We start from the raw sequence: 21,427 nt of genomic DNA, 5'->3' as shown, positions 1-21,427 counted from the left end.
GCCCGGACTGTCCCGGCGTCAGTCGATGGCGGCCATGAGCTCGACCACGCGGTCGAGGAACGCGTCGACCTGGGTCTCCTCGTAGCCTTCCTGCCCCGTCACCGTGCGGAAGACGGCGGTGCGCACCTCGTCGGCGCTCATCGGGGAGCCGTTCTCGAGGTAGTCGAGGAGCCGCACGCAGAGGGCGTCGACGTCCTGGACCTGGTACGAGGGCGCCTTCTGGCTGCTCGGGCGGCGGAAGCGCTCGCCGTCATGCCTCGCCAGCCGGCCCCGCAGGACTCCCGCGAGCTGGCCGATCTCCCTGAGCCAGGCCTCCTCGCCCGAGCGCTCGATGAGCTCCTCGCGCTCACGCCGCGCGAACGCGTCCTCGAGGCGGTCGAGCGCGGCGTCGACCTCGCTCGCGTCGAAGCCCCCGCGGACGGCGTCGAAGGACACCATGCGTACTTGGTGGCTTGTCACGGCGGGTGCCGAGGAGTCCTCCAGGTAGGCGCGTGCGGCGGCCATGAACTTCTCCACCTGCTTCGGGCTGTACCCGAGGTCGCCGCGCCCCACCCGGTCGAAGCCTGCAGCAGCGCTGTCGTCGGTGTGCGCCACGGTGCCGCGTCCTCCCCTTCTGTTGACTAGCTCCATCATGCCTCCTGCTCGCCCACTAGGAACCCGGCACCAGCGCGAACACGAGGTACGCCGCCGGCGTCGCGAACAGGATCGAATCGAGCCTGTCCATCATGCCGCCATGGCCCGGGAGGATGCTGCTCATGTCCTTGATCCCCAGCTCCCGCTTGACCATGGACTCCGCGAGGTCGCCCGCCGTCGAGGCGGCGACCATGACGACGGCGAGGACGACGCCGAACCACCATGGCCTGCCCAGGAGCAGCACGGCCCCGAGGACCCCCACCACGATCGCGCCGGCGGCTGAGCCGGCGAAGCCCTCCCAGGACTTCTTCGGACTGATCTTCGGCGCCATCGGATGCTTCCCGATGCTGGCACCGACGATGTAGCCGAACGTGTCGTTGGCCACCACCAGCAGGAGCGTGAGCACGAGCTGGAGCGTGCCGGCGGGGACCACACCTCCCGGCCACAGGCCAAAGCCCGGCGGGACCGGCGCGTCATGCAGCGGCAGGACCGCGTACCCCACGAGGAAGGGGACCCACAGGATCACGAACACGCCCGCAAAGACGCTCTTGGCGGCGCCCTCCAGGTGTTCGAGGCTCTGCCACAGGAGCACCGCCGCGCATCCGAGCACGAGGGTGAACAGCTGCGCCTCCTGACCGCCGAAGTACGCCGCCACGGGGATGGCGAAGGTCGCGGCCATGACAGGGACGATCGGCACGTGCGTGCCGTGTGCCTCGAGGGCCCGGGAGACCTCCCACGAGCCGAGCAGCACCGCCGTCAGGGCGATGAGCAGGAAGCCCAGGGGCCACAGGAACAGGCCCGCGAGGAGCGCGGCCAGGAGCACCAGGCCGACGGCGACTGCGGCCGGCAGGTTGCGTCCGGCGCGCGAGACCCTCGCGGCCCGCAGGGCCTTCCGCGCCCGGGGGTCGCCAAGGTCCGGGCCGCCCTGTGCGGAAGGCCCGGACGCCGGCACCTCGGGATGCGGGGCGCTCATCAGACCTCGAGGAGTTCCGATTCCTTGCGCTTGACGAGCTCGTCGACCGCGTCGACATGCTTCTTAGTCAGGGCGTCGAGCTCCTTCTCCCCGCGCACGCCGTCGTCCTCGCCGACCTCGCCGTCCTTGACGAGCTTGTCGAGCGACTCCTTGGCCTTGCGGCGGATACTGCGGATGGAGACCTTCGCGTCCTCGCCCTTGCCCTTGACGATCTTGACGTACTCCTTGCGGCGCTCCTGGGTGAGCTCCGGAAGCACCACGCGGATCACATTGCCGTCGTTGGACGGGTTGGCGCCGACCTCCGAGTCGCTCAGCGCCTTCTCGACCTCGCGCAGGGCGCTCTTGTCGTAGGGCGTGATGAGGATCGTGCGGGCATCGGAGACCTGGAAGGAGGCGAGCTGCTGCAGCGGCGTGGGAGTGCCGTAGTAGTCCACCATCACCTTCGCGTAGAGGGCGGGGTTGGCACGGCCGGTGCGGATCGACGCGAAGTCCTCCTTGGCCACCTCGACGGCCTTCTCCATCTTGTCGGTGGCTTCGAGCAGGGTCTCTTCGATCACGTCTGTCTCCTAGAAGGGAATCGTTGCAGCTCAGGGTGCGGCCGGGACGATGCCCGGCCGCTGGGCTAGGAACATCCTAGCCGCGAGGAAGGGGTCCTGCTTAGACGGTCACGAGCGTGCCGAGGCTGTCGCCGCGGATGGCCTTCGTGACGTTGCCTTCGCCCTCCATGCCGAAGACAACCATGTCCAGCTTGTTGTCCTTGCACATGGTCATGGCGGTCTGGTCCATGACACGGATGTCGCGGCGCAGGGCGTCGTCGTAGGTGAGCCGGTCGAGCTTCTCGGCAGTGGGGTCCTTCTTCGGATCGGCGGTGTAGACGCCGTCGACCCCGCTCTTGGCCATGAGCACGACGTCGGCGTGCACCTCGAGCGCGCGCTGGGCCGCGACGGTATCGGTGGAGAAGTACGGCAGGCCGGCCCCGGCACCGAAGATCACGACCCGCCCCTTCTCCATGTGCCGGATGGCGCGGCGCGGGATGTAGGCCTCCGCGACCTGGCCCATCGTGATGGCGCTCTGGACGCGGGTCTCGACGCCCGCCTGCTCGAGGAAGTCCTGGAGGGCGAGGCAGTTCATCACCGTGCCGAGCATGCCCATGTAGTCCGCGCGCGAGCGGTCCATCCCGGACAGGGAGAGCTCGGCGCCGCGGAAGAAGTTGCCGCCCCCGACCACGATGGCGATCTCGACGTCGTCGACCGCCGCGGCGATCTGGTCTGCGATCCCCCGGACGGTGGCCGGGTCGACGCCGAGCTTGCCGCCGCCGAACACCTCTCCGGAGAGCTTGAGCAGCACGCGTCGGCGCCGCTGCGGGCGGGGATCGCTGTCCCGGGCATCCGGCTCGGGGAAGGCGGAGGGGGCGAGGTCGGCGTCGGTGGTCTGAACGGTATCCATGAGTGAGTCCCCTCGGGCGAACGTGGGCGAAAGGCCTTGGTCTAGAGTAGCGGCACGGGCTGGGCGTGAGCGTGACACGCCATGGTCGGCACAGCAAAGGGGCGGCCACCGAAGTGGCCGCCCCTCTACGGGAGTGCTAGGCGCCGACGCGGAAGCGGGCGACGGCGGTCGCCTCGACACCCGCCTCGGAGAGCACCTGGCCGACGGACTTCTTGGCGTCCTTGGCGAACGCCTGGTCGAGGAGGACCTCGCCCTTGTAGAAGCCGGTCACGCGGCCTTCGACGATCTTCGTCATGGCGGCCTCCGGCTTGCCCTCGGCCTTGGCGGTCTCCTCGGCGATGCGGCGCTCCGACTCGACGAGGTCGGCCGGGACGTCCTCACGGCGGAGGTAGTTCGGGGCCATCGCGGCCACGTGCACCGCGACGTCGTGCGCGGCCGTCTGGGCGGCCTCGCCCTCGCCATCGACGGCGAACAGGACGCCGACCTGGGCCGGGAGGTCCTTGGACGTCTTGTGGAGGTAGGCATCGACCGTCTTGCCCTCGATGCGGGCGATCCGGCGGACGGCGACCTTCTCACCGAGGACGGCGCCCTCCTCGACGACGAACTCGCTCAGCGGCTTGCCCTCGACGTCGGCGGCCAGGAGCGCATCGAGGTCGGCGGCACCGGAGGCGACGGCCGTAGCCAGGACCTTGTCGGCGAGCTCGATGAACTTGGCGGACTTGGCCACGAAGTCGGTCTCGCAGTTGACCTCGACCATGACGCCGACGCCGTTCTCGACCTTGGCGGCAACGAGGCCCTCGGCGGTGGAGCGACCCTCGCGCTTGGTGGCACCCTTGAGGCCCTTGATGCGGATGATCTCGATGGCCTTCTCGGAATCGCCGTTGGCCTCGTCGAGAGCCTTCTTGACGTCCATCATGCCGGCACCGGTGCGCTCGCGCAGGGCCTTGATGTCAGCAGCAGTGTAGTTCGCCATGTGAACCCCTTACGTCAGTTGTTCTGCAGTTCTCTTCCGGCCGCGAGGATGGCACCCCCTGACGCAGGGGGCGCCATCCTCGCGGCGGCCTCCGTGTCCCGGGGGTCACGGAGAATTCGTGGATCGAGTTACTCGGCGGACTCGCCGGCAGCCTCGGCAGGAGCCTCAGCAGCGGCCTCGGCGGGAGCGGCCTCGGCGGGAGCGGCCTCGGCGGGAGCAGCCTCGGCGGGAGCAGCCTCGGCGGGAGCAGCCTCGGCCTTCTGACCCTCGAGGAGCTCGCGCTCCCACTCGGCGAGCGGCTCGGCCTGGGCGCCCTCGTTGCCGGCGGCGCGGTTCGTGCGGGCGATGAGGCCCTCAGCGACGGCGTCGGCGACGACACGGGTGAGCAGGTTCACGGAGCGGATGGCGTCGTCGTTGCCCGGGATCGGGAAGTCGACCTCGTCGGGATCGCAGTTCGTGTCGAGGATCGCCACGACCGGGATGCCGAGCTTCTTGGCCTCGTCGACCGCGAGGTGCTCCTTCTTGGTGTCCACGATCCACAGCACCGACGGGGTGCGGGTGAGGTTGCGGATGCCGCCAAGGGTCTTCTCGAGCTTGTCCTTCTCGCGCTCGAGGATGAGGAGTTCCTTCTTGGTGCGGCCCGAACCGGCCACGTCCTCGAAGTCGATCTCCTCGAGCTCCTTGAGGCGCTGGATGCGCTTGGCAACGGTGGAGAAGTTGGTGAGCATGCCGCCCAGCCAGCGCTGGTTGACGAACGGCTGGCCGACGCGCGTGGCCTGCTCGGCGATGGCCTCCTGGGCCTGCTTCTTGGTGCCGACGAAGAGCACGGTGCCGCCGTGGGCAACGGTGGCCTTGACGAACTCGTAGGCGCGGTCGATGTAGGACAGCGACTGCTGGAGGTCGATGATGTAGATGCCGTTGCGCTCGGTGAAGATGAAGCGCTTCATCTTCGGGTTCCAACGGCGGGTCTGGTGACCGAAGTGGACGCCGCTGTCGAGCAGCTGGCGCATGGTAACGACGGGCATGCCGACGCTCCTTCCGGCAGGTCTTCTTTTACGAGAGCGCCTCGCGGCGGCCCTTGCCCCTGCCATAGTTGACGGTTGTTGACGACGTTCGGCCTGGGTTGGCCGCGCGCCCCTGGCACCCCCTGCCTGCCCGAGCCGCCGAGGCGGACCGTCAGACGTGCAGTGCGCACCCCCATCCTCTGGCCGAAGGGCACTTGACACATGGGGAAGCGCGCTGGATGCGCGGAGTCGGCCCTCGCGCCACCGCCGGGACACTCACCCCTTAATGGGGATCGTGGCACAGCAAAGGAGGCGCGACAAGCCGCGGTTCCCAGTGTACTACAGGGGCCGCGCCCTCCGGCCCGCCGATCCCCGGCCCGCTCCGCCATTTTCCGCGGCGCCCTCCCCAAGGGAACCAGGCCTCGATGAGGTCATTTGCCCTCCACAGGCCGCGGCACCGGCGTGTCGTCCACATGGTCTAGGTCGCGCGGGCGGGGAGGCCTGCCGGAGGGAAGGCTGGGGCCATGAGGCTGACCCCCCGCATCGTGCCCCTCCTGCTGCTCGCCGCTGCACTCCTCGGCGCCGCGCCCGCGGCTCCGCACCCGGTCGAGGCGCAGGCTCCCCAAGCGTCGTGGTCGTGGCCGCTTGAGCCGCGACCCGCAGTCGTGCATCCCTTCGACCCTCCGGAGCGCCCCTGGCTGAGCGGCCACCGCGGCGTGGACCTGGCGGCCTCCGCTGGCGCGACGGTACGTGCTCCGGCCCCGGGAACCGTCGTGTTCGTCGGCTGGGTCGTGGACCGGCCGGTAGTGACCATCGACCACGGCGACGGCCTCAGGAGCAGCTTCGAGCCGGTAGACAGCCCCTTGGCGCTCGGGGTCGAGGTGGAGAAGGAGACGCCGCTCGGCACTCTGGAGCCGGCAGAAGTCGGCCACTGCGCTCCCGCTGCCTGCCTCCACTGGGGCGTCAGGCGCGGAGACGAGTACGTCGACCCGCTTCAGTTCGTCGAGGACCGCAGGCCTTCGGTCCTCCTGCCGTGGGCCGGTCCGCCGTGAGCGCTCAGTGCCGCTTGGGGCGGACCTGGCCGCGGGATGGCCCCTGCTGGCGGAAGGCGCCGCCAGGCCTCAGACGATGGCGGAGTGACCGGTGATGGCCCGTCCCGCGACCAGCGTGTTCACCTCGTGCGTGCCCTCGTAGGAGTAGATCGCCTCGGCGTCGGCGAAGACCTTGGCCATCTCATAGTCGGTGACGATGCCGTTCCCGCCGAGGAGCCCGCGCCCCAGGGCCACCGACTCGCGCATGCGTGAGGTCGTGAAGGCCTTCGCCAGAGCCGACTGCTCGTCCCGGGCCTGGCCAGCCTCCTCGAGCTGGGCGAGGCGAACCATCATGCCGAGGGAGGCCACGGTGTTGCCGAGAATCGTGACCAGCTGGTCCTGCACCAGCTGGAAGGAGGCAAGCGATCGACCGAACTGCTCGCGGGCGAGCGTGTAGCGGCGGGCCACGTCGAAGGCCGCCATCTGGAGGCCGACAGCCTGCCAGGCCACCGCGAGCCGTGTGACCTTGAGGACCTTGTTGACGTCCCGGAAGCTGTTGGCATGCGCGAGCCGGAAGTCGGCGGGGACGCGCACGCCCTCGAGTGCGACATCTGCGTTCTGGACGGTCCGGAGGGAGATCTTGTTCTCAATCCGGGTGGCGCGGAATCCCGGCAGGGTCGTGTCGACCATGAAGCCCTTGACCTCGTGGTCCGCCTCGTCGCGGGCGAAGACCACGACCCAGTCGGCGAAGGTTGCGTTCCCGATCCACCGCTTGGCCCCGTCGAGAACCCAGACATCGCCCTCGCGCCGTGCCGTGGTGCGGATGCCGCGGGCGACGTCCGAGCCGCCGAGGGGCTCGGTGAGCCCGAAGGCGCCGATCTTCTCGAGCGAGTACGCGTCGGGCAGCCATTCCGCCTGCTGCTCGGCGGATGCGAGGAGCTCGAGCGTGCCGGTGAAGAGCCCGTCGTGGACGCCCAAGAACGTGGCGATGGAGGCATCTGCGCGCGTGAACTCCGCATGCGTGAGGCCTGCGAGGAGCTGGGAGTGGCCCTGGCGGCGGATCGGGCTCACCACATCGAGCTCGGCGATCTTCGGGACGATGTCGTGGGGAAACTCGGCTCGGTTCCAGCAGTCGACGGCAATGGGACGGACCTCTCGCCCGAGCCACTCCCGCACCTCGTGCAGCCGGTCGCGCTCCTTCTGCGACAGGAGGGCCTCGAACGAGTAGAAGTCGCCGTCCGCGTAGGGCAGGGAAGCAGGGCCGGTGTGCGCCACGAGATCCTCCAGGGGGCTACCACGATTAGTTACTGACGAGTAACTTATCCTCGATCCCCTTCGCTGACAACCCGGAAGACGCAGAAGGGGCCCGGAACGCAGTGTTCCGAGCCCCTCAAGGTAGGGCGTGTGGGACTTGAACCCACGACCAAGGGATTATGAGTCCCCTGCTCTAACCGGCTGAGCTAACGCCCCCCGTCCCGGCGTCCGGGACTTCTCCATCCTAGTGCCCCGGTGGGTACGCCTCTGCGTAGCAGCGCCGGTGGGATCGGCACTCGGTTTAGCCGAGGTCCTCCGCCGTGTCGGCCCCGCGGTAGAGCGCTTCGAACGTGTCCATAGTGGCCTTGATGCCGTGCTTCTGGACCATCCGATGGCTCTCCGCTCCCATCCGGCGGAGGTCCTCGGCAGGCTGGGCAAGCACGGCGGTGAGCTTCTCCGCCAGATCGTCACTGTCGTTCGGGCGGAAGAGGTAGCCATTCACGCCGTCCTCGACCAGGTGCGGGAGCGCCATGGCATCCGCGAGGACCACCGGCGTCGACGCGCTCATTGCCTCCAGCGTCACGAGCGACTGGAGCTCGGCCGTCCCCGGCATGCAGAAGGCGTCGGCTCTGAGGTAGGCGAGCCGCAGCTCCTCGTCGGGCGCGAGGCCCAGGAACCTGACGCGGGAGCGGACGCCGAGTCGGTCCACAAGCTGCTCGAGGGCCGGGCGAACCTCTCCCCCGCCGACGATCTCGAGGTGGACGTCAAGTTCGGCGGGCGTCTTCGCGATGGCCTCGATGAGGACGTCGATGTGCTTCTCCTCGGCGAGCCGACCGGTGAAGAGGACGGTGGGGTACGGGTTCTTCTCGACCGCTTCCCCCGGTCGTGGCTCGTAGGCGGAGACATCAATCCCGTTGGAGAGCGGCATCACCTCGCGCAGGAACGCGTGGTCGCGCATGGCCTTCGCGGCCAGCGGCGTGGGAGTCGTGACGACGTCGGCCTGCCCCATGACCTTGCCCATGTCCTTCCAGGAGATGCGTCCCACGATGTCGCGGAACCACTGCGGAAAGGGCAGGAACGGGTTGAGGTTCTCCGGCATGAAGTGATTGGTCGCGATGACCCGGATGCCGCGCTTGACCGCCTCATAGAGGACGTGTTCGCCGATCATGTAGTGGCTCTGGATGTGCACGACATCGGGCTGCACGTGGTCGAACAGCAGGGAGATCTCCTTCTTGACCTCCCAGGGGAAGACGATGCGGAAGTACTCGTGCGTGGGCACTGAGTGGGAGCGGAGCCTGTGCACCACTGCCTCGGGGCGGGTCTCGGTGAAGCTCCTGCCCTTCTCCGCGCGGACCGCCACCACGTGCACGTTGTGGCCGCGCGCCGTCATGCCCTTCGCGAGCCGGTAGCCGAACTGGGCAGCTCCGTTGACGTGCGGCGGATAGGTGTCTGCGCCGATGAGGATCGTCAGGGGCCTGGTGCCGTTGCTTCGGGGGTTCTGTGTCGGTTCCGTCTCGGGGTCAGGCATCGTCACGATGGTCTCCTGGTCGGGCGGTCCGGCGGTTCCGGTCCGCGTGCCCGGCGGCACGGTGGACATCAGCCGCCGGTGTGGGATCGCGCCTCCGGCCCGCCGCCCCCGCGGAGCTCGCGCGCGGCGTCCTTCCTCCGCTTCGCGACCTCCGGGTGGTGCCGGGACAGGGCAATGACCCCCACGATAGCAACGACGGCGGCAGCGGCCATGGCAACGGCCAGCACGGCTGGGACATCGGGTCGCAGCTCACCGAGGATCGTGATGCCGATCGCGATGCCGACAATGGGGTCCACCACCGTCAGCCCCGCAATCACGAGATCGGGCGGACCCGACGAGTACGCGCTCTGGACGAACCACGACCCGAGGCCGCCCGCGGCGACGATGGCGAGAACGGAGTACCACTGGACGTTCAGCAGGAACTGCCCGTTGGGGTCCAAGAGGTCGCGGCCGATGATCCGGGTGAGCACCGCGACGAAGCCGAAGAGGACTCCCGCGCCGATGATGTAGACGAACGCGCCCATGCGGTGCCGGAGCGTCGCCGCGAGGGTGCCGAAGATGCCGACGGTGAGGGCGAGGAGGAGCACGATCGCCAGTTCCTCGTCCGGTTCGACATTGTGGTTCTCGACCGTGGCGTTGACGGCGAGGAGTACGAAGAGCGCGGACCCGGTCACGCAGGACGATATCGCGACGACGGTGGGCCGGTTGAGCGTGATGCCCTGGTCCTTGGAGTTCACAACCGTGGTGATCACGAGCGCGATCGCCCCGATCGGCTGGACGACGGTGAGCGGCGCGGAGACGAGGGCAATCATGTTGCACCCCATTCCCATCGCCAGGAGCAGCAGGCCGAAGATCCATCGCGGGTTGCGGATCAGCCTCAGGGCACTGCGGGAGCTGAGTGAGAGGCCTCCCATGTCGGCCTTCACGGCACTGCCCTGGCGTTGAGCGCCGAACGCCAGGAAGAACGCGCCCAGGACCGCGAGGAAGACGGCGAGCCATACCATCAGTGGCCCGCCTCGCCGTCACGGTCCTCAAGGCGTCCCGTGCGGACGGGGCGCCCCTTCCGGACGATGGCGCGGAAGTAGTTCACAGCAGCGATCCAGTGCCCCACCAGTCCGAGCGCCAAGAGGATCCACGCGATCACGGCATACGCCGCTGCGCCGGGAATGGCGAGCTTGGACAGGACCAGCAGCGGTGTCCCTGCGAGCAGCAGGGCCGTACGGACCTTGCCCACGCGGGAGACAGGGAGGTCGGGGTGGCTGCGGAAGTAGAACAGCGACGAGATGCCCAGCACGAGGTCCGGGACGAGCAGCGCGGCCAGGTACCACCACAGGACGACGCCGGCGAGCACCAGCGTGACCGCCACCGCGATCAGCGCGAGGCGGTCGGCGGCAGGGTCCAGCACGCGGCCCAGCTTGGAGGCCTGGTCGAATCGACGGGCGACATAGCCGTCGACCCAGTCGGTGCTGCCCATGACGGCGAGCACGACGACTGCCCAGCCGTACTCCTTCTGGGCCAGGACGAGCCACATGAACAGCGGAACGCCCAGGAAGCGGACCACCGTGAGCACGTTGGGGACGGTCACGACCCGGTCGTGGTCGATCTGCTCCCGGCCGGGCCTGGCGCCCGCCCCGAAGATCCTCATCATGCCGGGTGCGCCACAGGACCTGGGCCGGTCAGCTCTTCACCAGCTTGCGCAGGAACACGACGAAGGCGGTGGTCGAGACGGCGAACACGGTGAGCGGTGCCCAGCGTTCCCTGATCATCTCGGCGGCATCGGACCCCTTCGACCCCAAGGCCTGCGGCTTCGCGGAGAGGCCGCTCGCCGTCGTCCGCCCGGAGGGGCCTGAGGCGAACCGGGCCCTGACATCCTCGGCGAGATGCCCCGCCTGGCGCTTGACGTCGAACTCCTTGACGAGGTCTTCCCTGACATCCAGGAGGTGCGCGCGGCGCTTGTCGAGGCGGTCGCGCAGCTCGGTCTCCGTCGGCGGAGGAAGGTGCACCTTGCCGTGGGCCCGGTCCTGGGCTTCCTTCTCGGCCTTGGCGCGTGCCTTCTCGGCCTCCTTCGTAGCCTGAGCCCTCTTGTACTGGATCGTCGTCGGGTCGAGGAGCCGCGGGTCGAAGGTGCGCCCCTCCGTCACGATCCCGAGGTCGTAGCGCAGCCCGCGGATCGCGTCCTCGGGCATCAGCGGCATGGCCTTTTTAACGTTGCCGAAGCCGATGAGCGCCGCGATCGCGAGGATCACGAGGAACGCAGCGCCGACGAGCAGGGCTGCAAGCCATCCGGGCATGATGGTGGCAAGCCCGAGGATCGCCGCGACGACAAGCGCGATGACCAGCAGGCCGAGGAAGACGAGGGCCACGACGAACAGCGCGGCGCCGATGCCGGCGCTGACGCCCTTCTTCTTCAGCTCGATGCGGGCGAGCGCGATCTCGTCGCTGAGCTGCCGCGGCGCAAGGCGGGCCGCGAGCCCGACGAGATCCGGCAGTGCGGCGAGCCGCGGCCGCCGGTCCACGGGCATACTGTGGCGTCCACTCATCGTCGGGCCCCTTCCTGTCGGTCCGGAACGCGTGAGGCGCAATCCTCGACCAAACTATCATCTGGGCCCCCGGAGGCGGGGGCGAAGGGCCCATTCGCCCCCGCCGGGCGTTTCACCCTGCCCGGCGCCGGATGCCGCGGTGCGAGGACTCGTCAGCCGAGCGCCCCGAACGTCGCCTCGACCTGGAGGAACTGCTCGGCGGCCTCGACCGCGCCCGTGAAGGCGTCGGCGTCGGTCGTTGACCCACGCGGCCCGCGGGGCATCCACTCGTGGCGGGCGGTCTCGACGGTCTGGAAGCCCTCACGTGGCGGCGCGTAGTAGATCGCGAACCGCTGCACGGGCCAAGCGGCCGGAGAGGCCGGTGCCACGAGCACCGCGGAACGGAGGCCGTAGTTGATCCACTGGGCGATGGGCCGGCGGTGGTCCCGAACGAGCATTCCGTCGGCGAAGGAGTTGGCCGCCGCCTCGCCGTGGACCGCCTCGTACCTGGACCGCCAGATGGTCAGCAGCGGTCCGTCGTAACGGGTCCATCCGGGCGGAAGGGGTCGCGACGGCGCGGACATAGCTTCATCATAAATGCCGGAGGCCCCGCCGTGGCGGGGCCTCCAACCTTCCGGCCCGCGACCGGGAGGCGAGCTCCCCCGACTGGACTCGAACCAGTAACCCTTCGATTAACAGTCGAATGCTCTGCCAATTGAGCTACGGGGGAATGGCTGCAATTGCTCCCCCGACTGGACTCGAACCAGTAACCCTTCGATTAACAGTCGAATGCTCTGCCAATTGAGCTACGGGGGATTGCAGCGGGATCTACCCTAGCAGGGCTGTGCCGCTGAGGCGAAATCGGCCCCTCAGTCCCGCGAGCGGAGCGCGCGGCGGCGCAGCTCGAGTTCCATCAGCCTCCGGTTGAGCTGCTGGAACTCCTCCGGCGAGGCGGCGGCATCGAGCCTCTGGAGGCGTCCCATCAGCTCGGCCTTCTGCGCGGTGATCTGCAGCTCGGCGAGCCCAGCGAGGATGTCCCGGCAGTAGCGCTCGAGCGACTCCTCGGTGGTCGCCGGCAGGGGCGTCACGGCGAGCTCGGCCAGGAACGGCCGCAACCCCTCGGGCAGCTCGTGACGGACCCGTTCTATCCAGGCCGAGACCGCCTCCTGCTCCCCGTGTCTGCCGGCGGCGGCGATGGCGGAATGCAGGGCGGCGTGGGCCGGCGCCACGAACCGGGCCGCCGCGAACTCATCCCATGCGGCCGCGTCGAGCATGGCCGGCTGCTGGAGGACAACCTCGAGCGCCTGGCGTTCCATGACGGCCACGGGGTCGCGGGGATCCGGCCGCCACGCCGCGGGCGACGGCGTCGCCTCACCGGGAGGTGCCCCCTGCGCCGGGCTGCGGCCCGCCTCGCGACCGGGGCCTCCGTGCGGTTCGGACGATGGCCGGCGTGCCGCGGAGGCCACCGCGCGCGTCACATCGTCGAGGGGCACCCCGATCCACTTGGCCAGCTCCCGGGCATAGGCGGGCCGGATGGCGTGGTCGCGGATGCGGGCAACGACCGGCGCCGCCTCGCGCAGAGCGGCGACACGGCCCTCGACGGTCTCGAGATTGTGGCGGCGGAGCGAAGCCTGGATGGCGAACTCGAAGAGCGGACGGCGGCTCTCGATGAGCTGCTGGACGGCGGCGTCCCCCCGGTGCTGGCGGAGGTCGCACGGGTCCATGCCGTGCGGCTCGACGGCCACATAGGTCTGGGCGACGAAGCGCTGGTCCTCGTCGAAGGCCTTCAGAGCAGCCTTCTGGCCGGCTTCGTCGCCGTCGAAGGTGAAGATGACCTCCCCTCCGGTTCCGTCATCGGTCAGGAGCCGGCGCGCGATCTTGATGTGCTCGGTCCCGAAGGCCGTGCCGCAGGACGCGACAGCGGTGTCCACGCCCGCCAGGTGGCACGCCATGACGTCGGTGTAGCCCTCTACGACGACGAACTGGCGCTTCCTGGCGATGTTCCGCTTGGCCATGTCGATCCCGTACAGCACCTGCGACTTCTTGTAGAGCGCCGTCTCCGGAGTGTTGAGGTACTTCGGGCCCTGGTCGTCCTCGAACAGCCTCCGGGCGCCGAAGCCGATCACGTCCCCGGCGATGTCCCGGATCGGCCAGATGAGGCGTCCCCGGAAGCGGTCGTACAGGCCCCGCGAGCCCTCGGAGAACATTCCGGTGAGCTTGAGCTCCTCGTCGCGGAAGCCCTTCGTGCGCAGGTGCTTGAGCAGGCTGTCCCATCCCTGGGGGGCGAAGCCGACCCCGAACTGCTCCGCGACGTCCCGCTCGAAGCCGCGCTCGAAGAGGAACTGCCGCGCCGCGGCCGCCCCCGGGGTCAGGAGCTGGGCCTGGAAGTACTCGGCAGCGACCTTGTGCGCGTCGAGCAGCCGCTGCCGCCGGCCGACCTCTTCCCGCCGCGGCCCGGCGCCGTCCTCGTAGTGGAGCTCGTAGCCGATCCTTGCGGCAAGCTTCTCGACGGTCTCCGCGAAGGCGGTGTGGTCCATCTTCATGACGAAGCTGATGACGTCGCCGCTCTCGCCGCAGCCGAAGCAGTGGTACGTGCCGACCTGGGGACGCACATGGAAGGACGGCGTGCGCTCGTCGTGGAACGGGCACAGGCCCTTCCACGACCCGATCCCTGCGCTCCTGAGGGTCACGTATCCCTCGGCGACCTCCCTGATGTCCGTGCGCGAGCGGACTTCCGCGATGTCCTCGGGTTTGATCAGGCCTGCCACTGGACCACCTTAGTCACCAGAGGCTCGGAAGGCTGCCCACCAGCCGCTCGTACCAGGCAAGAGCCGACCCGTCGGTGAGCGAGGCCACCTGGTCCACGATCACACGCAGCCGTGCGGCGTCGTCGTCCGCCGCCCTCCAGTCGGCCGCGAACATCGGCTCCAGATGCCGGTCGCCCGACGCGCTCAGGGCGGTGACGAGGGCGTGGAGGACCTCGCGCTGGCGCTCGTAGATGGGCTGGCGGTGGTCCGTGGTCATCACGAAGGTCGTCGCGAGGCCCTTCATCACCGCGATCTCCTGGACCGTCTCCTGGGGCACCATGACCTCGCCCGCGTACCGCGTGAGCGGGGCCTCGCCGTAGGCAGCGCGCGTGAGCGACAGGGCGCTGTCGCAGAAGCGCCCGATGAGCTGGCTCGTCATGTTCTTGAGCGCCGCCATCGAGCGGCGTGACCCGTCGGCCTCGCGCACCCACACGGGCGTGGACTCGAGCCTGGCGAGCGCGGCGTCGATCTCGGCCGGGTCGCTGTGCGGGAGGTACCACTGCTGGGTGTAGCCGATGACACGCGCCCGGTGGTCGGGGTTCTCCATCCACCGCAGCTGGAACTTGCCGGCGACGATGGCGTCCTCGACATCGTGCACCGAGTAGGCGATGTCATCGGAGAGGTCCATGACCTGGGCCTCGATGCACGACCTGCCGGACGGGGCACCCTCGCGGACCCAGGCGAAGATCCTGAGGTCGTCCTCGTAGGCGCCGAACTTGCTCGTCCGGTGCCCGTGGATGATCGGCGCGTCCACCGCGGTCCAGGGGTATTTGCACGCGGCGTCGAGGCTGGCCCGCGTCAGATTGAGCCCGGCGGGACGGCCTTCGGCATCAAGGACCTTGGGCTCCAGCCGCGTCAGGAGCCGGAGCGTCTGCGCGTTGCCCTCGAAGCCGCCGATGGCGTGGGCAAGGTCGTTCAGGGCGCTCTCGCCGTTGTGGCCGAAGGGCGGGTGCCCGAGGTCGTGGCTCAGGCACGCGGCGTCGACCACGTCCGGGTCGCAGCCCAGGACCCGTCCCAGTTCACGGCCCACCTGCGCCACCTCGAGGGAGTGCGTCAGGCGGGTGCGGACGAAGTCGTCGGTGTCCGGGGCGACGACCTGCGTCTTGGCACCGAGTCGGCGGAGCGCCGAGGAGTGCAGAACCCGCGCGCGGTCCCGCTCGAAGTCGCTCCGGTAGCCCTTCTTCGGGGGCTCGACAACCCAGCGGCTCGAGTCCTGGACCGAATAGCCGCGGGTGTCCTCGGCCACTGTCTCAGCCACCGGACACGTCCAGTTCCGCGGCGGCGATGTCACGGGTCTGCGCGTCATCCATGGTGCGGCTCTCGAGCCACCTGTGGGGCAGCGCCGGACGCTTGGGCGACCCAGCGCGGCCCCGCGGGCCCTCGGCGTCAGTGCCGGGGTAGGGGGCCTCGGGGTCAAGGGTGTCGAGCAGTCCACGAAGCTCGTCCAGGGTGTTCACCTGAGCGAGCCGGGCCCGCAGCTCCCCTCCGACCGCGTAGCCCTTGAAGTACCACGCGACGTGCTTGCGGATGTCCCGCAGCGCCTTGCCCTCGTCCTCGAAGTACTCGACGAGGAGCTGCGCGTGCCGGTAGAAGGCCTCCCCCACGGCTGCCAACCCCGGCCGGATACGCTCGGCACGTCCCTCGAAGGCGGCCTGGAGGTCGCCGAAGAGCCACGGCCTGCCCTGGCAGCCGCGCCCGACGACGACGCCGTCCACTCCGGTCTCGTGGACCATCCGGACGGCGTCCTCGGCGCTCCAGATGTCCCCGTTGCCGAGGACCGGGATGTCCGGAAGCGCCTCGCGCAGACGGGCGATGGCGCTCCAGTCCGCTGTCCCGGAGTAGAACTGGGCCGCCGTCCGGCCGTGGAGGGCCACGGCTGCGACGCCGGCGTCCCGGGCGATCTTCCCGGCCTCGATGTAGGTCAGGTGGTCGTCGTCGATGCCCTTGCGCATCTTGATGGTGAGGGGGACCCCTCCCCGATCCGCCTCGCGCACGGCGGTCTGGACGATCTGGGTGAAGAGGTCCGTCTTCCAGGGGAGCGCGGACCCGCCGCCGCGCTTGGTGACCTTGGGCACCGGGCAGCCGAAGTTGAGGTCGATGTGGTCCGCCCGGTCCTCATCCACGAGCATCCCAACCGCCTGGCCCACCGTGACCGGATCCACCCCGTACAGCTGCACCGAGCGGACCTGCTCGTCGCCGTCGTGCTTGATGATGCGCAGCGACTCTGGGTGCCTCTCGACGAGAGCACGCGAGGTGACCATCTCTGAGACGTACAGGCCGCCGCCGTACTCGCGGCACAGCCGCCGGAAGGCGGTATTGGTGATACCAGCCATCGGCGCGAGCACGACCGGGGTGTCGATCGTCAGCCTGCCGAGACTCAGGGGCGGCAGCTCAAGGCGCACCGGCTCGGCATCCTGACCGGCCCCCCGACGAGCCTGGTCTGGGCCCGCAGGGGCGGAGGGAAGGGCGGTTGGCACTGCAGTCACCCGTCTATTGTGTCAAAGCGGGGCAAATTCCAGCGGAGCGCCGCCCTGAGCCGCCATCATGCGACCTCCCAGTAGTCGCCGTCGGGTCCAGCGACAGCCCGCATCACGCTCGCTGGGAGCGTCAGCGCCAGGGCGCCCTCCTCGTTCGAAGTCACCGCCTGGACCTGTTCGCCGGGACGCCACCAGTGCAGGTGGCCGCTCAGGGGTGCGATTTCGTCCTTCCCGAGGATCGCGTTGAGGCCGAGCATCCCTTCGAGTCCCTCGACCGTCGTTTCCTCGTCCACGAGGTGGAGGGTGATCATCCGCAGGGCGGGAACCCCGAAGAAGACTCCGAGCCTGCTCGGCTCAAGGCCCAGCTCGGCCATGAGCCGGTCGGGATAGGCGAGCCAGGAGGCCATTCGCGGATGGTCGCCTTCGAGGTGCAGAACCGTGATGCCGTCCTTGGCGTAGGCCTGGACCTCATCGAAGCCCGCGGAGAAGAGATTCGCCTCGGCAGCCTCCCACGCTGCCTCAAGCCCGCCAGCCTTGGCCAGATGGACGTCGGCAAGCAGGAGGGACGTCTCCTCCCTGCGGAGGGCGAGGAGGAGCGGGAGCCCGGCGATCCTGCGCGCGTACGTGTAGTCCTCGCCCAGTACCTCGTCAGGGATCCGTCCAGGGGCCGAGAACCTCGGGAACAGCCGCTCCCGCAGGGCCTTCCCGGCGTAACCGAGCCCGCTTCCGACCCGGCCGCCTCCGGTCTGGGAGGCCTCGAGGGCGCCCCCGATGAGCTGTCCCACGATGCTGCCCACCACCTCGCCCCACGCCTCCTCGGGTGCACGCGATGCGGCACGCGCGATGGAGGTCAGCCCCAGCTGGGCCCCGGATCCGCCGAAGGGGCCTCCCGTGACGACCACGTGGCTCCCGAGGTCGCGCGGCCGCAGTCCTAGGGCCCGGACCGCCTCGGCACAGTGTCCCCTGAGCAGGTCTGCCTGCCGGCCGGTGAATCCCGGGATGAACCGGTCTGGCCCCGAAAGGTCCTCGCTGGAGACGGATTGGACCGTCTCCGAGGCGGCCGTCCTCATGGCGCCTGCCCGCTCTGCCCGGTTCCGCTGTGCCTTGCCCATGCCTGTACCCCGTTCCGCTCTGCCGGACGCCTCGCCGGCGCCTCGCCATCGACGCTATGCAGCGATCCGCCGACGGACGGCACCTCGAGCCCCTATGTGGACAACTTCGACGAACGGAGCCGAGGGCCCCGGCGGGCGTTGGCTGTGGAGGACCAATCGGCCACCTGTGCAGGACCACGGGGCCGCCCGCGGCGCGCACCAGTGGGAGCGGGCCTACGCTTGGCCCATGAGCAGCTTCGCGGACGTGGGCGGCCGCGCCGCGCGGCGAGGGAACCTGTTGCTCTACGACTACGTCCGTCGCGCCGCGAGCTGGCTCGTCCGGAGCCTTCGCCTGCGGATCATCGCCAGTGGGCTCTCCGATGTGCCCACCGGGCAGGTCGTCCTCGCCGTGACGCACTTCGGCTACGGCGACTTCCTCCCGGTGGCGCTCGCGTGGTGGACGGACAGGCACGATCGGCTGCGCTTCATGGTCGGTCCGCGGCCCTACCGGAGCAGGCTGCTCGGCGCCGCGATCACGGCTTGCGGCGGACTGGCCGTCCTGGGCGAGCCGAACCACGCGAGCCTGACAGCGGCGGTGCGGACCCTCGACGCAGGCTGGAGCATCGCGTTGTTCCCCGAGGCGGGCGTGAGCAGGAGCTTCACCGTACGCCGCTGCCACACCGGCGCCGTGCGGATGGCCCTCGCCACCGGCATCCCCCTCATCCCTGTTGGCGTGTGGGGCGGCCAGCGGATCGCGACCCGGGGCCACGGCCCCGGGAACCGGACCCACCGCGGCTCGTTCCGCAACGCGTGGAGGGCACCGATCCGGGTGCACTTCGGGCCGCCGGTTGTGGTTAGCGCCGGAGAACCGCCCGAATTCTCGGCCCAGCGGCTCCAGACGGCGCTCCAGGAGGCGGTCGACGCCGCGGCCCGCGACTTCCCGCTCGGCCGGCCACGGGGCACGTGGTGGGTCGCTGCCAAGGACGGAGGCGGAGCACCCACCGAGGCCGAGAGGGACATCTGGGACGCCTTCGACGCCTCGCACGGCCTGCGGCCTGACCGCGACAAGATGTGAGGGCCCGCGTCAGCGGCCGCGGCGGGACCTCCGGGTCGGGTACTCCCCTGCGACGTCACCCTGCGTGACTGCATCAGCATCGGCCCCCGCTCCGGCCGTCGCTGCGGCTGTACCGGCGGCGGCGGGGTGGGCGCCGCCGTCGTCCGGACTGGAGGCCGAGCCGGCCTCGCCGCGGCGCGTGCCCGCCGTCGTGCGCGGTGAGCGGCCGGCGGCGAGGCGATCCGTCTCCTCGCCCGCGAGCCGGGCCGCCTCGGACGGCCGGCCTTCGATCCGGGAGGCGCCTGTGGCCTTGACGACGGCGACGGCGACGGCGGTGGTCATCGGGATCGCGAGCACGAGGCCCACGGAGCCGACGAGGGTGCGCACGACTTCCTCGGCGAGCTCCGAGCTCGTGATGGCCTCGAGGAACGGCCGGTCGTAGAGCGAGACGATGATGAGCAGGGGCAGCGCGGCTCCGGCGTAGGCGAACGCGATCGTGTACACGGTCGAGGCGATGTGGTCCCGCCCGATCCTCAGCGCGGAGGTGAACAGCTTGCGGGCGGGTGTGTGCGGGGCGAGCTCGTAGAGCTCCCACACCGCAGAGGACTGGGTGATCGTGACGTCGTTGAGCGCTCCGAGTCCCGAGATGATGAGCCCGCAGAGGATGATCCCCGAGATCGAGATGTTCCCGCCGACGTTGACCAGACTCGCCGCGTCGTGGCTGCCCACACCGGTGAGGTAGGCGGCGTCGGTCGACCAGGCCGCGAGCAGGGCAGTCACGCCCAGTCCGAAGATCGTCCCCAGCAGCGCCGTCGAGGTGCGGGCCGAGAGCCCGTGGGCGAAGTACAGGACGCCCATCATGATGACAGTCGACCCCACCAGGGCCAGCAGGAGCGGAGGCTTCCCCTCGACGAGGCCGGGCAGGACGAAGGCGACCAGCACCACGTACGCGCCCCCGAGTCCGAGCAGGGCGCGCAGGCCCCGCCATCGCGCGACGGCCACGACCACGACGGCGTACAGCGCCGCGAGGAGCAGGATCGGGACCGTCCGGACGAAGTCCGTGAAGACGTAGGCCGGGGTGCCGCTCGCCTGCTGGACCGCGCCGCCCTGGGCCGCGCTGCCCTGGGCCGGGGGCTGGATGCGCGAGAGGTTGAGGTACCGGATCCGGTCCCCGGGCTTGACCCCGTGCGACTTCACGATGTCCGGGTTGAGCGCCACCCGCACCTCGGCCCCACCGGCGTCAGGCTGGGTGAACGCGAGGCTGCACGTGCTGGCGGACGTCCCCGAGGAAGCGGGCGACGACGACGCGCCCGCGCAGGCCTCGGACCTCACCGTCCTAACCGTGCCGGTGTCCATCGTGACGCCCTGCGCGACGGAGTAGGGGTTGGAGAGCTGGAGGCCCGAACGGTCACCCGAGGGCCAGAGCGAGACCATCCCGACGAGGGTGAGGAGGCCGAGGGGGACGAGGACCGCCGCCAGGATCCACGTGGCGCGTCGGCGGGCCGCCGCCGCGGCGGGCCCGGCGGGCGGGCCCCCATGGCTGTGCCCGTGCCCTGCGTGCCCGTGCCCCGCCGACCCGTGCCCGGCCCCGTGTCCCGCGCCCACGCTCAGTCCCCGACGGTCAGCGTGTCCGCGCCGACCTGTTCGGCGGCGCCGGCAGCGAGCAGCGGCTCGACGGTCGCGCGGAGCGCCGCCATCGAATCGTCCAGCTCGAGGCTCACAGGGTGCTGGTACGCGATGAGCGCCAGGAGACCGCGGACCGCGTCCCGGGCGTCCTCCGCGTCGAGCCGGACCTCATGGCCGAGGAGCACCTCGCTCGGGTCGTCCGCCGCCGCGCCGCTCGGTGCCGCGTAGCTGACGGCGAACGCGCGCAGGCGCCCTTTCCGCTTCGACGGGGCGACACCGGAGCCGAAAGCGCTCTCCGCCGGAGCGCGCAGCACGACGGCGCCGTGGGCGCCGGCCGCGTCCGAGAGGAAGAGCTGCTGGGCGCGCCCGACGCTGATCGGCGCAGGCGGGTCCCAGTCGTTGATCTCGGTGTAGTAGCGGGCCACGGCGTCCGAGAGCTCGACCGAGCCGGTCGCGAGGTCCTCGACGAGCGGGAAGTCGCCGGAGTCCTCGCCGTCGCCGAAGACCGGCAGCTTGAGCGAGCCCGGCCGCACCACCACGTGGCGCGACCGCTGCAGAGTGCTGAATCCGCGCGCTGCGGCGAAGTCCGCCCCCGGCGTGCCGACCGTCACCCGTGAGCGCAGGGCCGCGACGCCCGACGGCGAGGCTTCCGCCGCCTCGCGCAGCCGGCGCAGGAGCTCCGTGCCGACACCCTGCCGGCGGTGGTCCCGGGCCACCTCGACGTACGCCCAGTGCCGCTGGGGATGCAGCGCGGAGGCGTACACCACGCCCGCGGCAACAGGGATGCCCTGGTCCTCGGCCACGACGCAGCGCCGCCACGCCCCCGGTGCCGAGCCGGCGCCGTCGTGCGCGCCCCCGTCACCGGCGGCGGCACCCTGCTGGGCGCCGTCGGCGTCGGGACCGAAGGCGCCGCGGAACTGCTCCGCCGCGGCGCCCTCGGCGTCACCCCAGAGCTGCAGGAGGACGTGGTCGTCGCCGTCGCGCCAAGGGCGGTACGTCAGCTGGGCCACG

At 70.3% G+C, this 21,427-nt stretch carries 20 protein-coding genes and 3 tRNA genes; 2 read left to right on the top strand and 21 right to left on the bottom strand.

Annotated features, from left to right (window positions below; all coding sequences use genetic code 11):
- Positions 1 to 18 precede the first annotated feature (18 nt).
- The 6 genes from ABD298_RS11050 to rpsB form a co-directional block, all read right to left on the bottom strand.
- Positions 19 to 630: a DivIVA domain-containing protein gene (locus tag ABD298_RS11050; RefSeq protein WP_208712152.1), complete on the bottom strand. Its 612-nt coding sequence runs from the start codon at positions 628 to 630 to the stop codon at positions 19 to 21.
- Positions 631 to 649: 19 nt separating this feature from the next.
- Positions 650 to 1,606, bottom strand: coding sequence for a phosphatidate cytidylyltransferase (locus tag ABD298_RS11045; RefSeq protein WP_344299731.1), 957 nt, complete (start codon positions 1,604 to 1,606; stop codon positions 650 to 652).
- Positions 1,606 to 2,163, bottom strand: a complete 558-nt coding sequence (gene frr, locus ABD298_RS11040; protein WP_344299730.1) for a ribosome recycling factor — start codon at positions 2,161 to 2,163, stop codon at positions 1,606 to 1,608. The genes ABD298_RS11045 and frr overlap by 1 nt, the downstream gene beginning before the upstream one ends.
- A 100-nt stretch (positions 2,164 to 2,263) precedes the next feature.
- Positions 2,264 to 3,052 carry a UMP kinase gene (gene pyrH, locus ABD298_RS11035; RefSeq protein ID WP_208712149.1) on the bottom strand — a complete coding sequence of 263 codons (789 nt, stop codon included), beginning with the start codon at positions 3,050 to 3,052 and terminating at the stop codon, positions 2,264 to 2,266.
- Positions 3,053 to 3,188: 136 nt separating this feature from the next.
- Positions 3,189 to 4,025, bottom strand: coding sequence for a translation elongation factor Ts (gene tsf, locus ABD298_RS11030; protein ID WP_208712148.1), 837 nt, complete (start codon positions 4,023 to 4,025; stop codon positions 3,189 to 3,191).
- Positions 4,026 to 4,153: 128 nt separating this feature from the next.
- On the bottom strand, positions 4,154 to 5,050 hold the full coding sequence (gene rpsB / locus ABD298_RS11025) for a 30S ribosomal protein S2 (protein ID WP_344299729.1): 897 nt from the start codon (positions 5,048 to 5,050) through the stop codon (positions 4,154 to 4,156).
- A gap of 503 nt (positions 5,051 to 5,553) precedes the next feature.
- Between rpsB and ABD298_RS11020 the strand changes: the two genes are divergently transcribed.
- Positions 5,554 to 6,081: a M23 family metallopeptidase gene (locus ABD298_RS11020; protein WP_344299728.1), complete on the top strand. Its 528-nt coding sequence runs from the start codon at positions 5,554 to 5,556 to the stop codon at positions 6,079 to 6,081.
- Positions 6,082 to 6,150: 69 nt separating this feature from the next.
- Here the strand turns inward: ABD298_RS11020 and ABD298_RS11015 are convergent, their stop codons facing one another.
- The 13 genes from ABD298_RS11015 to ABD298_RS10955 form a co-directional block, all read right to left on the bottom strand.
- On the bottom strand, positions 6,151 to 7,335 hold the full coding sequence (locus ABD298_RS11015) for an acyl-CoA dehydrogenase family protein (protein ID WP_344299727.1): 1,185 nt from the start codon (positions 7,333 to 7,335) through the stop codon (positions 6,151 to 6,153).
- A 121-nt stretch (positions 7,336 to 7,456) separates the two neighbouring features.
- Positions 7,457 to 7,530, bottom strand: a tRNA-Ile gene (locus ABD298_RS11010).
- 85 nt (positions 7,531 to 7,615) lie between these two features.
- On the bottom strand, positions 7,616 to 8,842 hold the full coding sequence (locus ABD298_RS11005) for a glycosyltransferase (RefSeq protein ID WP_344299802.1): 1,227 nt from the start codon (positions 8,840 to 8,842) through the stop codon (positions 7,616 to 7,618).
- A gap of 68 nt (positions 8,843 to 8,910) precedes the next feature.
- Positions 8,911 to 9,846: a DMT family transporter gene (locus ABD298_RS11000; protein WP_344299725.1), complete on the bottom strand. Its 936-nt coding sequence runs from the start codon at positions 9,844 to 9,846 to the stop codon at positions 8,911 to 8,913.
- Complete coding sequence (locus tag ABD298_RS10995; protein ID WP_344299801.1) at positions 9,846 to 10,487, bottom strand: CDP-alcohol phosphatidyltransferase family protein; 642 nt, start codon at positions 10,485 to 10,487, stop codon at positions 9,846 to 9,848. Before ABD298_RS10995 ends, ABD298_RS11000 begins: the two co-directional genes overlap by 1 nt.
- Before the next feature lie 31 nt (positions 10,488 to 10,518).
- Positions 10,519 to 11,364 carry a phage holin family protein gene (locus ABD298_RS10990; RefSeq protein WP_344299800.1) on the bottom strand — a complete coding sequence of 282 codons (846 nt, stop codon included), beginning with the start codon at positions 11,362 to 11,364 and terminating at the stop codon, positions 10,519 to 10,521.
- A gap of 170 nt (positions 11,365 to 11,534) precedes the next feature.
- Positions 11,535 to 11,945, bottom strand: coding sequence for a hypothetical protein (locus tag ABD298_RS10985; protein WP_344299724.1), 411 nt, complete (start codon positions 11,943 to 11,945; stop codon positions 11,535 to 11,537).
- A gap of 73 nt (positions 11,946 to 12,018) precedes the next feature.
- Positions 12,019 to 12,091: transfer RNA gene (locus ABD298_RS10980), tRNA-Asn, on the bottom strand.
- Positions 12,092 to 12,104: 13 nt separating this feature from the next.
- Positions 12,105 to 12,177, bottom strand: a tRNA-Asn gene (locus tag ABD298_RS10975).
- A 53-nt stretch (positions 12,178 to 12,230) separates the two neighbouring features.
- The gene (gene dnaG / locus ABD298_RS10970; RefSeq protein ID WP_344299723.1) at positions 12,231 to 14,129 is read right to left on the bottom strand and encodes a DNA primase; all 1,899 of its coding nucleotides are present in this window, start codon (positions 14,127 to 14,129) and stop codon (positions 12,231 to 12,233) included.
- A 13-nt stretch (positions 14,130 to 14,142) separates the two neighbouring features.
- Entirely contained in the window at positions 14,143 to 15,426 is a 1,284-nt protein-coding gene (locus ABD298_RS10965; protein WP_344299722.1) for a deoxyguanosinetriphosphate triphosphohydrolase, read from the bottom strand.
- Complete coding sequence (gene dusB, locus ABD298_RS10960; protein ID WP_344299799.1) at positions 15,419 to 16,570, bottom strand: tRNA dihydrouridine synthase DusB; 1,152 nt, start codon at positions 16,568 to 16,570, stop codon at positions 15,419 to 15,421. The genes ABD298_RS10965 and dusB overlap by 8 nt, the downstream gene beginning before the upstream one ends.
- A gap of 140 nt (positions 16,571 to 16,710) precedes the next feature.
- The gene (locus ABD298_RS10955; protein ID WP_344299721.1) at positions 16,711 to 17,757 is read right to left on the bottom strand and encodes a hypothetical protein; all 1,047 of its coding nucleotides are present in this window, start codon (positions 17,755 to 17,757) and stop codon (positions 16,711 to 16,713) included.
- Positions 17,758 to 17,983: 226 nt separating this feature from the next.
- On the opposite strand from ABD298_RS10955, the gene ABD298_RS10950 reads away from it, so the two are divergent.
- Entirely contained in the window at positions 17,984 to 18,811 is an 828-nt protein-coding gene (locus ABD298_RS10950; RefSeq protein ID WP_344299719.1) for a lysophospholipid acyltransferase family protein, read from the top strand.
- Positions 18,812 to 18,820: 9 nt separating this feature from the next.
- On the opposite strand, the gene ABD298_RS10945 is transcribed toward ABD298_RS10950, so the two are convergent.
- Together ABD298_RS10945 and ABD298_RS10940 are read right to left on the bottom strand one after the other, a co-directional pair.
- Entirely contained in the window at positions 18,821 to 20,224 is a 1,404-nt protein-coding gene (locus ABD298_RS10945) for a YibE/F family protein (protein WP_344299798.1), read from the bottom strand.
- Positions 20,225 to 20,397: 173 nt separating this feature from the next.
- Positions 20,398 to 21,426 carry a GNAT family N-acetyltransferase gene (locus tag ABD298_RS10940; RefSeq protein WP_344299718.1) on the bottom strand — a complete coding sequence of 343 codons (1,029 nt, stop codon included), beginning with the start codon at positions 21,424 to 21,426 and terminating at the stop codon, positions 20,398 to 20,400.
- Position 21,427: the final 1 nt, after the last annotated feature.

Source organism: Sinomonas flava (assembly GCF_039531875.1).
Lineage (GTDB): Bacteria > Actinomycetota > Actinomycetes > Actinomycetales > Micrococcaceae > Sinomonas > Sinomonas flava.
The sequence above is the reverse complement of the archived record's forward strand: the minus strand, read 5'-3'. Positions and strand labels throughout refer to the sequence as shown.

Coding starts and splice junctions, on each gene's coding strand:
- ABD298_RS11050 (WP_208712152.1), bottom strand. CDS start 630: ATGGAGCTAGTCAACAGAAGGGGAGGACGCGGCACCGTGGCGCACACC.
- ABD298_RS11045 (WP_344299731.1), bottom strand. CDS start 1,606: ATGAGCGCCCCGCATCCCGAGGTGCCGGCGTCCGGGCCTTCCGCACAG.
- pyrH (WP_208712149.1), bottom strand. CDS start 3,052: ATGGATACCGTTCAGACCACCGACGCCGACCTCGCCCCCTCCGCCTTC.
- tsf (WP_208712148.1), bottom strand. CDS start 4,025: ATGGCGAACTACACTGCTGCTGACATCAAGGCCCTGCGCGAGCGCACC.
- rpsB (WP_344299729.1), bottom strand. CDS start 5,050: ATGCCCGTCGTTACCATGCGCCAGCTGCTCGACAGCGGCGTCCACTTC.
- ABD298_RS11020 (WP_344299728.1), top strand. CDS start 5,554: ATGAGGCTGACCCCCCGCATCGTGCCCCTCCTGCTGCTCGCCGCTGCA.
- ABD298_RS11005 (WP_344299802.1), bottom strand. CDS start 8,842: ATGCCTGACCCCGAGACGGAACCGACACAGAACCCCCGAAGCAACGGC.
- ABD298_RS11000 (WP_344299725.1), bottom strand. CDS start 9,846: ATGGTATGGCTCGCCGTCTTCCTCGCGGTCCTGGGCGCGTTCTTCCTG.
- ABD298_RS10995 (WP_344299801.1), bottom strand. CDS start 10,487: ATGAGGATCTTCGGGGCGGGCGCCAGGCCCGGCCGGGAGCAGATCGAC.
- ABD298_RS10990 (WP_344299800.1), bottom strand. CDS start 11,364: ATGCCCGTGGACCGGCGGCCGCGGCTCGCCGCACTGCCGGATCTCGTC.
- ABD298_RS10985 (WP_344299724.1), bottom strand. CDS start 11,945: ATGTCCGCGCCGTCGCGACCCCTTCCGCCCGGATGGACCCGTTACGAC.
- ABD298_RS10955 (WP_344299721.1), bottom strand. CDS start 17,757: ATGGGCAAGGCACAGCGGAACCGGGCAGAGCGGGCAGGCGCCATGAGG.
- ABD298_RS10950 (WP_344299719.1), top strand. CDS start 17,984: ATGAGCAGCTTCGCGGACGTGGGCGGCCGCGCCGCGCGGCGAGGGAAC.
- ABD298_RS10945 (WP_344299798.1), bottom strand. CDS start 20,224: ATGGTCTCGCTCTGGCCCTCGGGTGACCGTTCGGGCCTCCAGCTCTCC.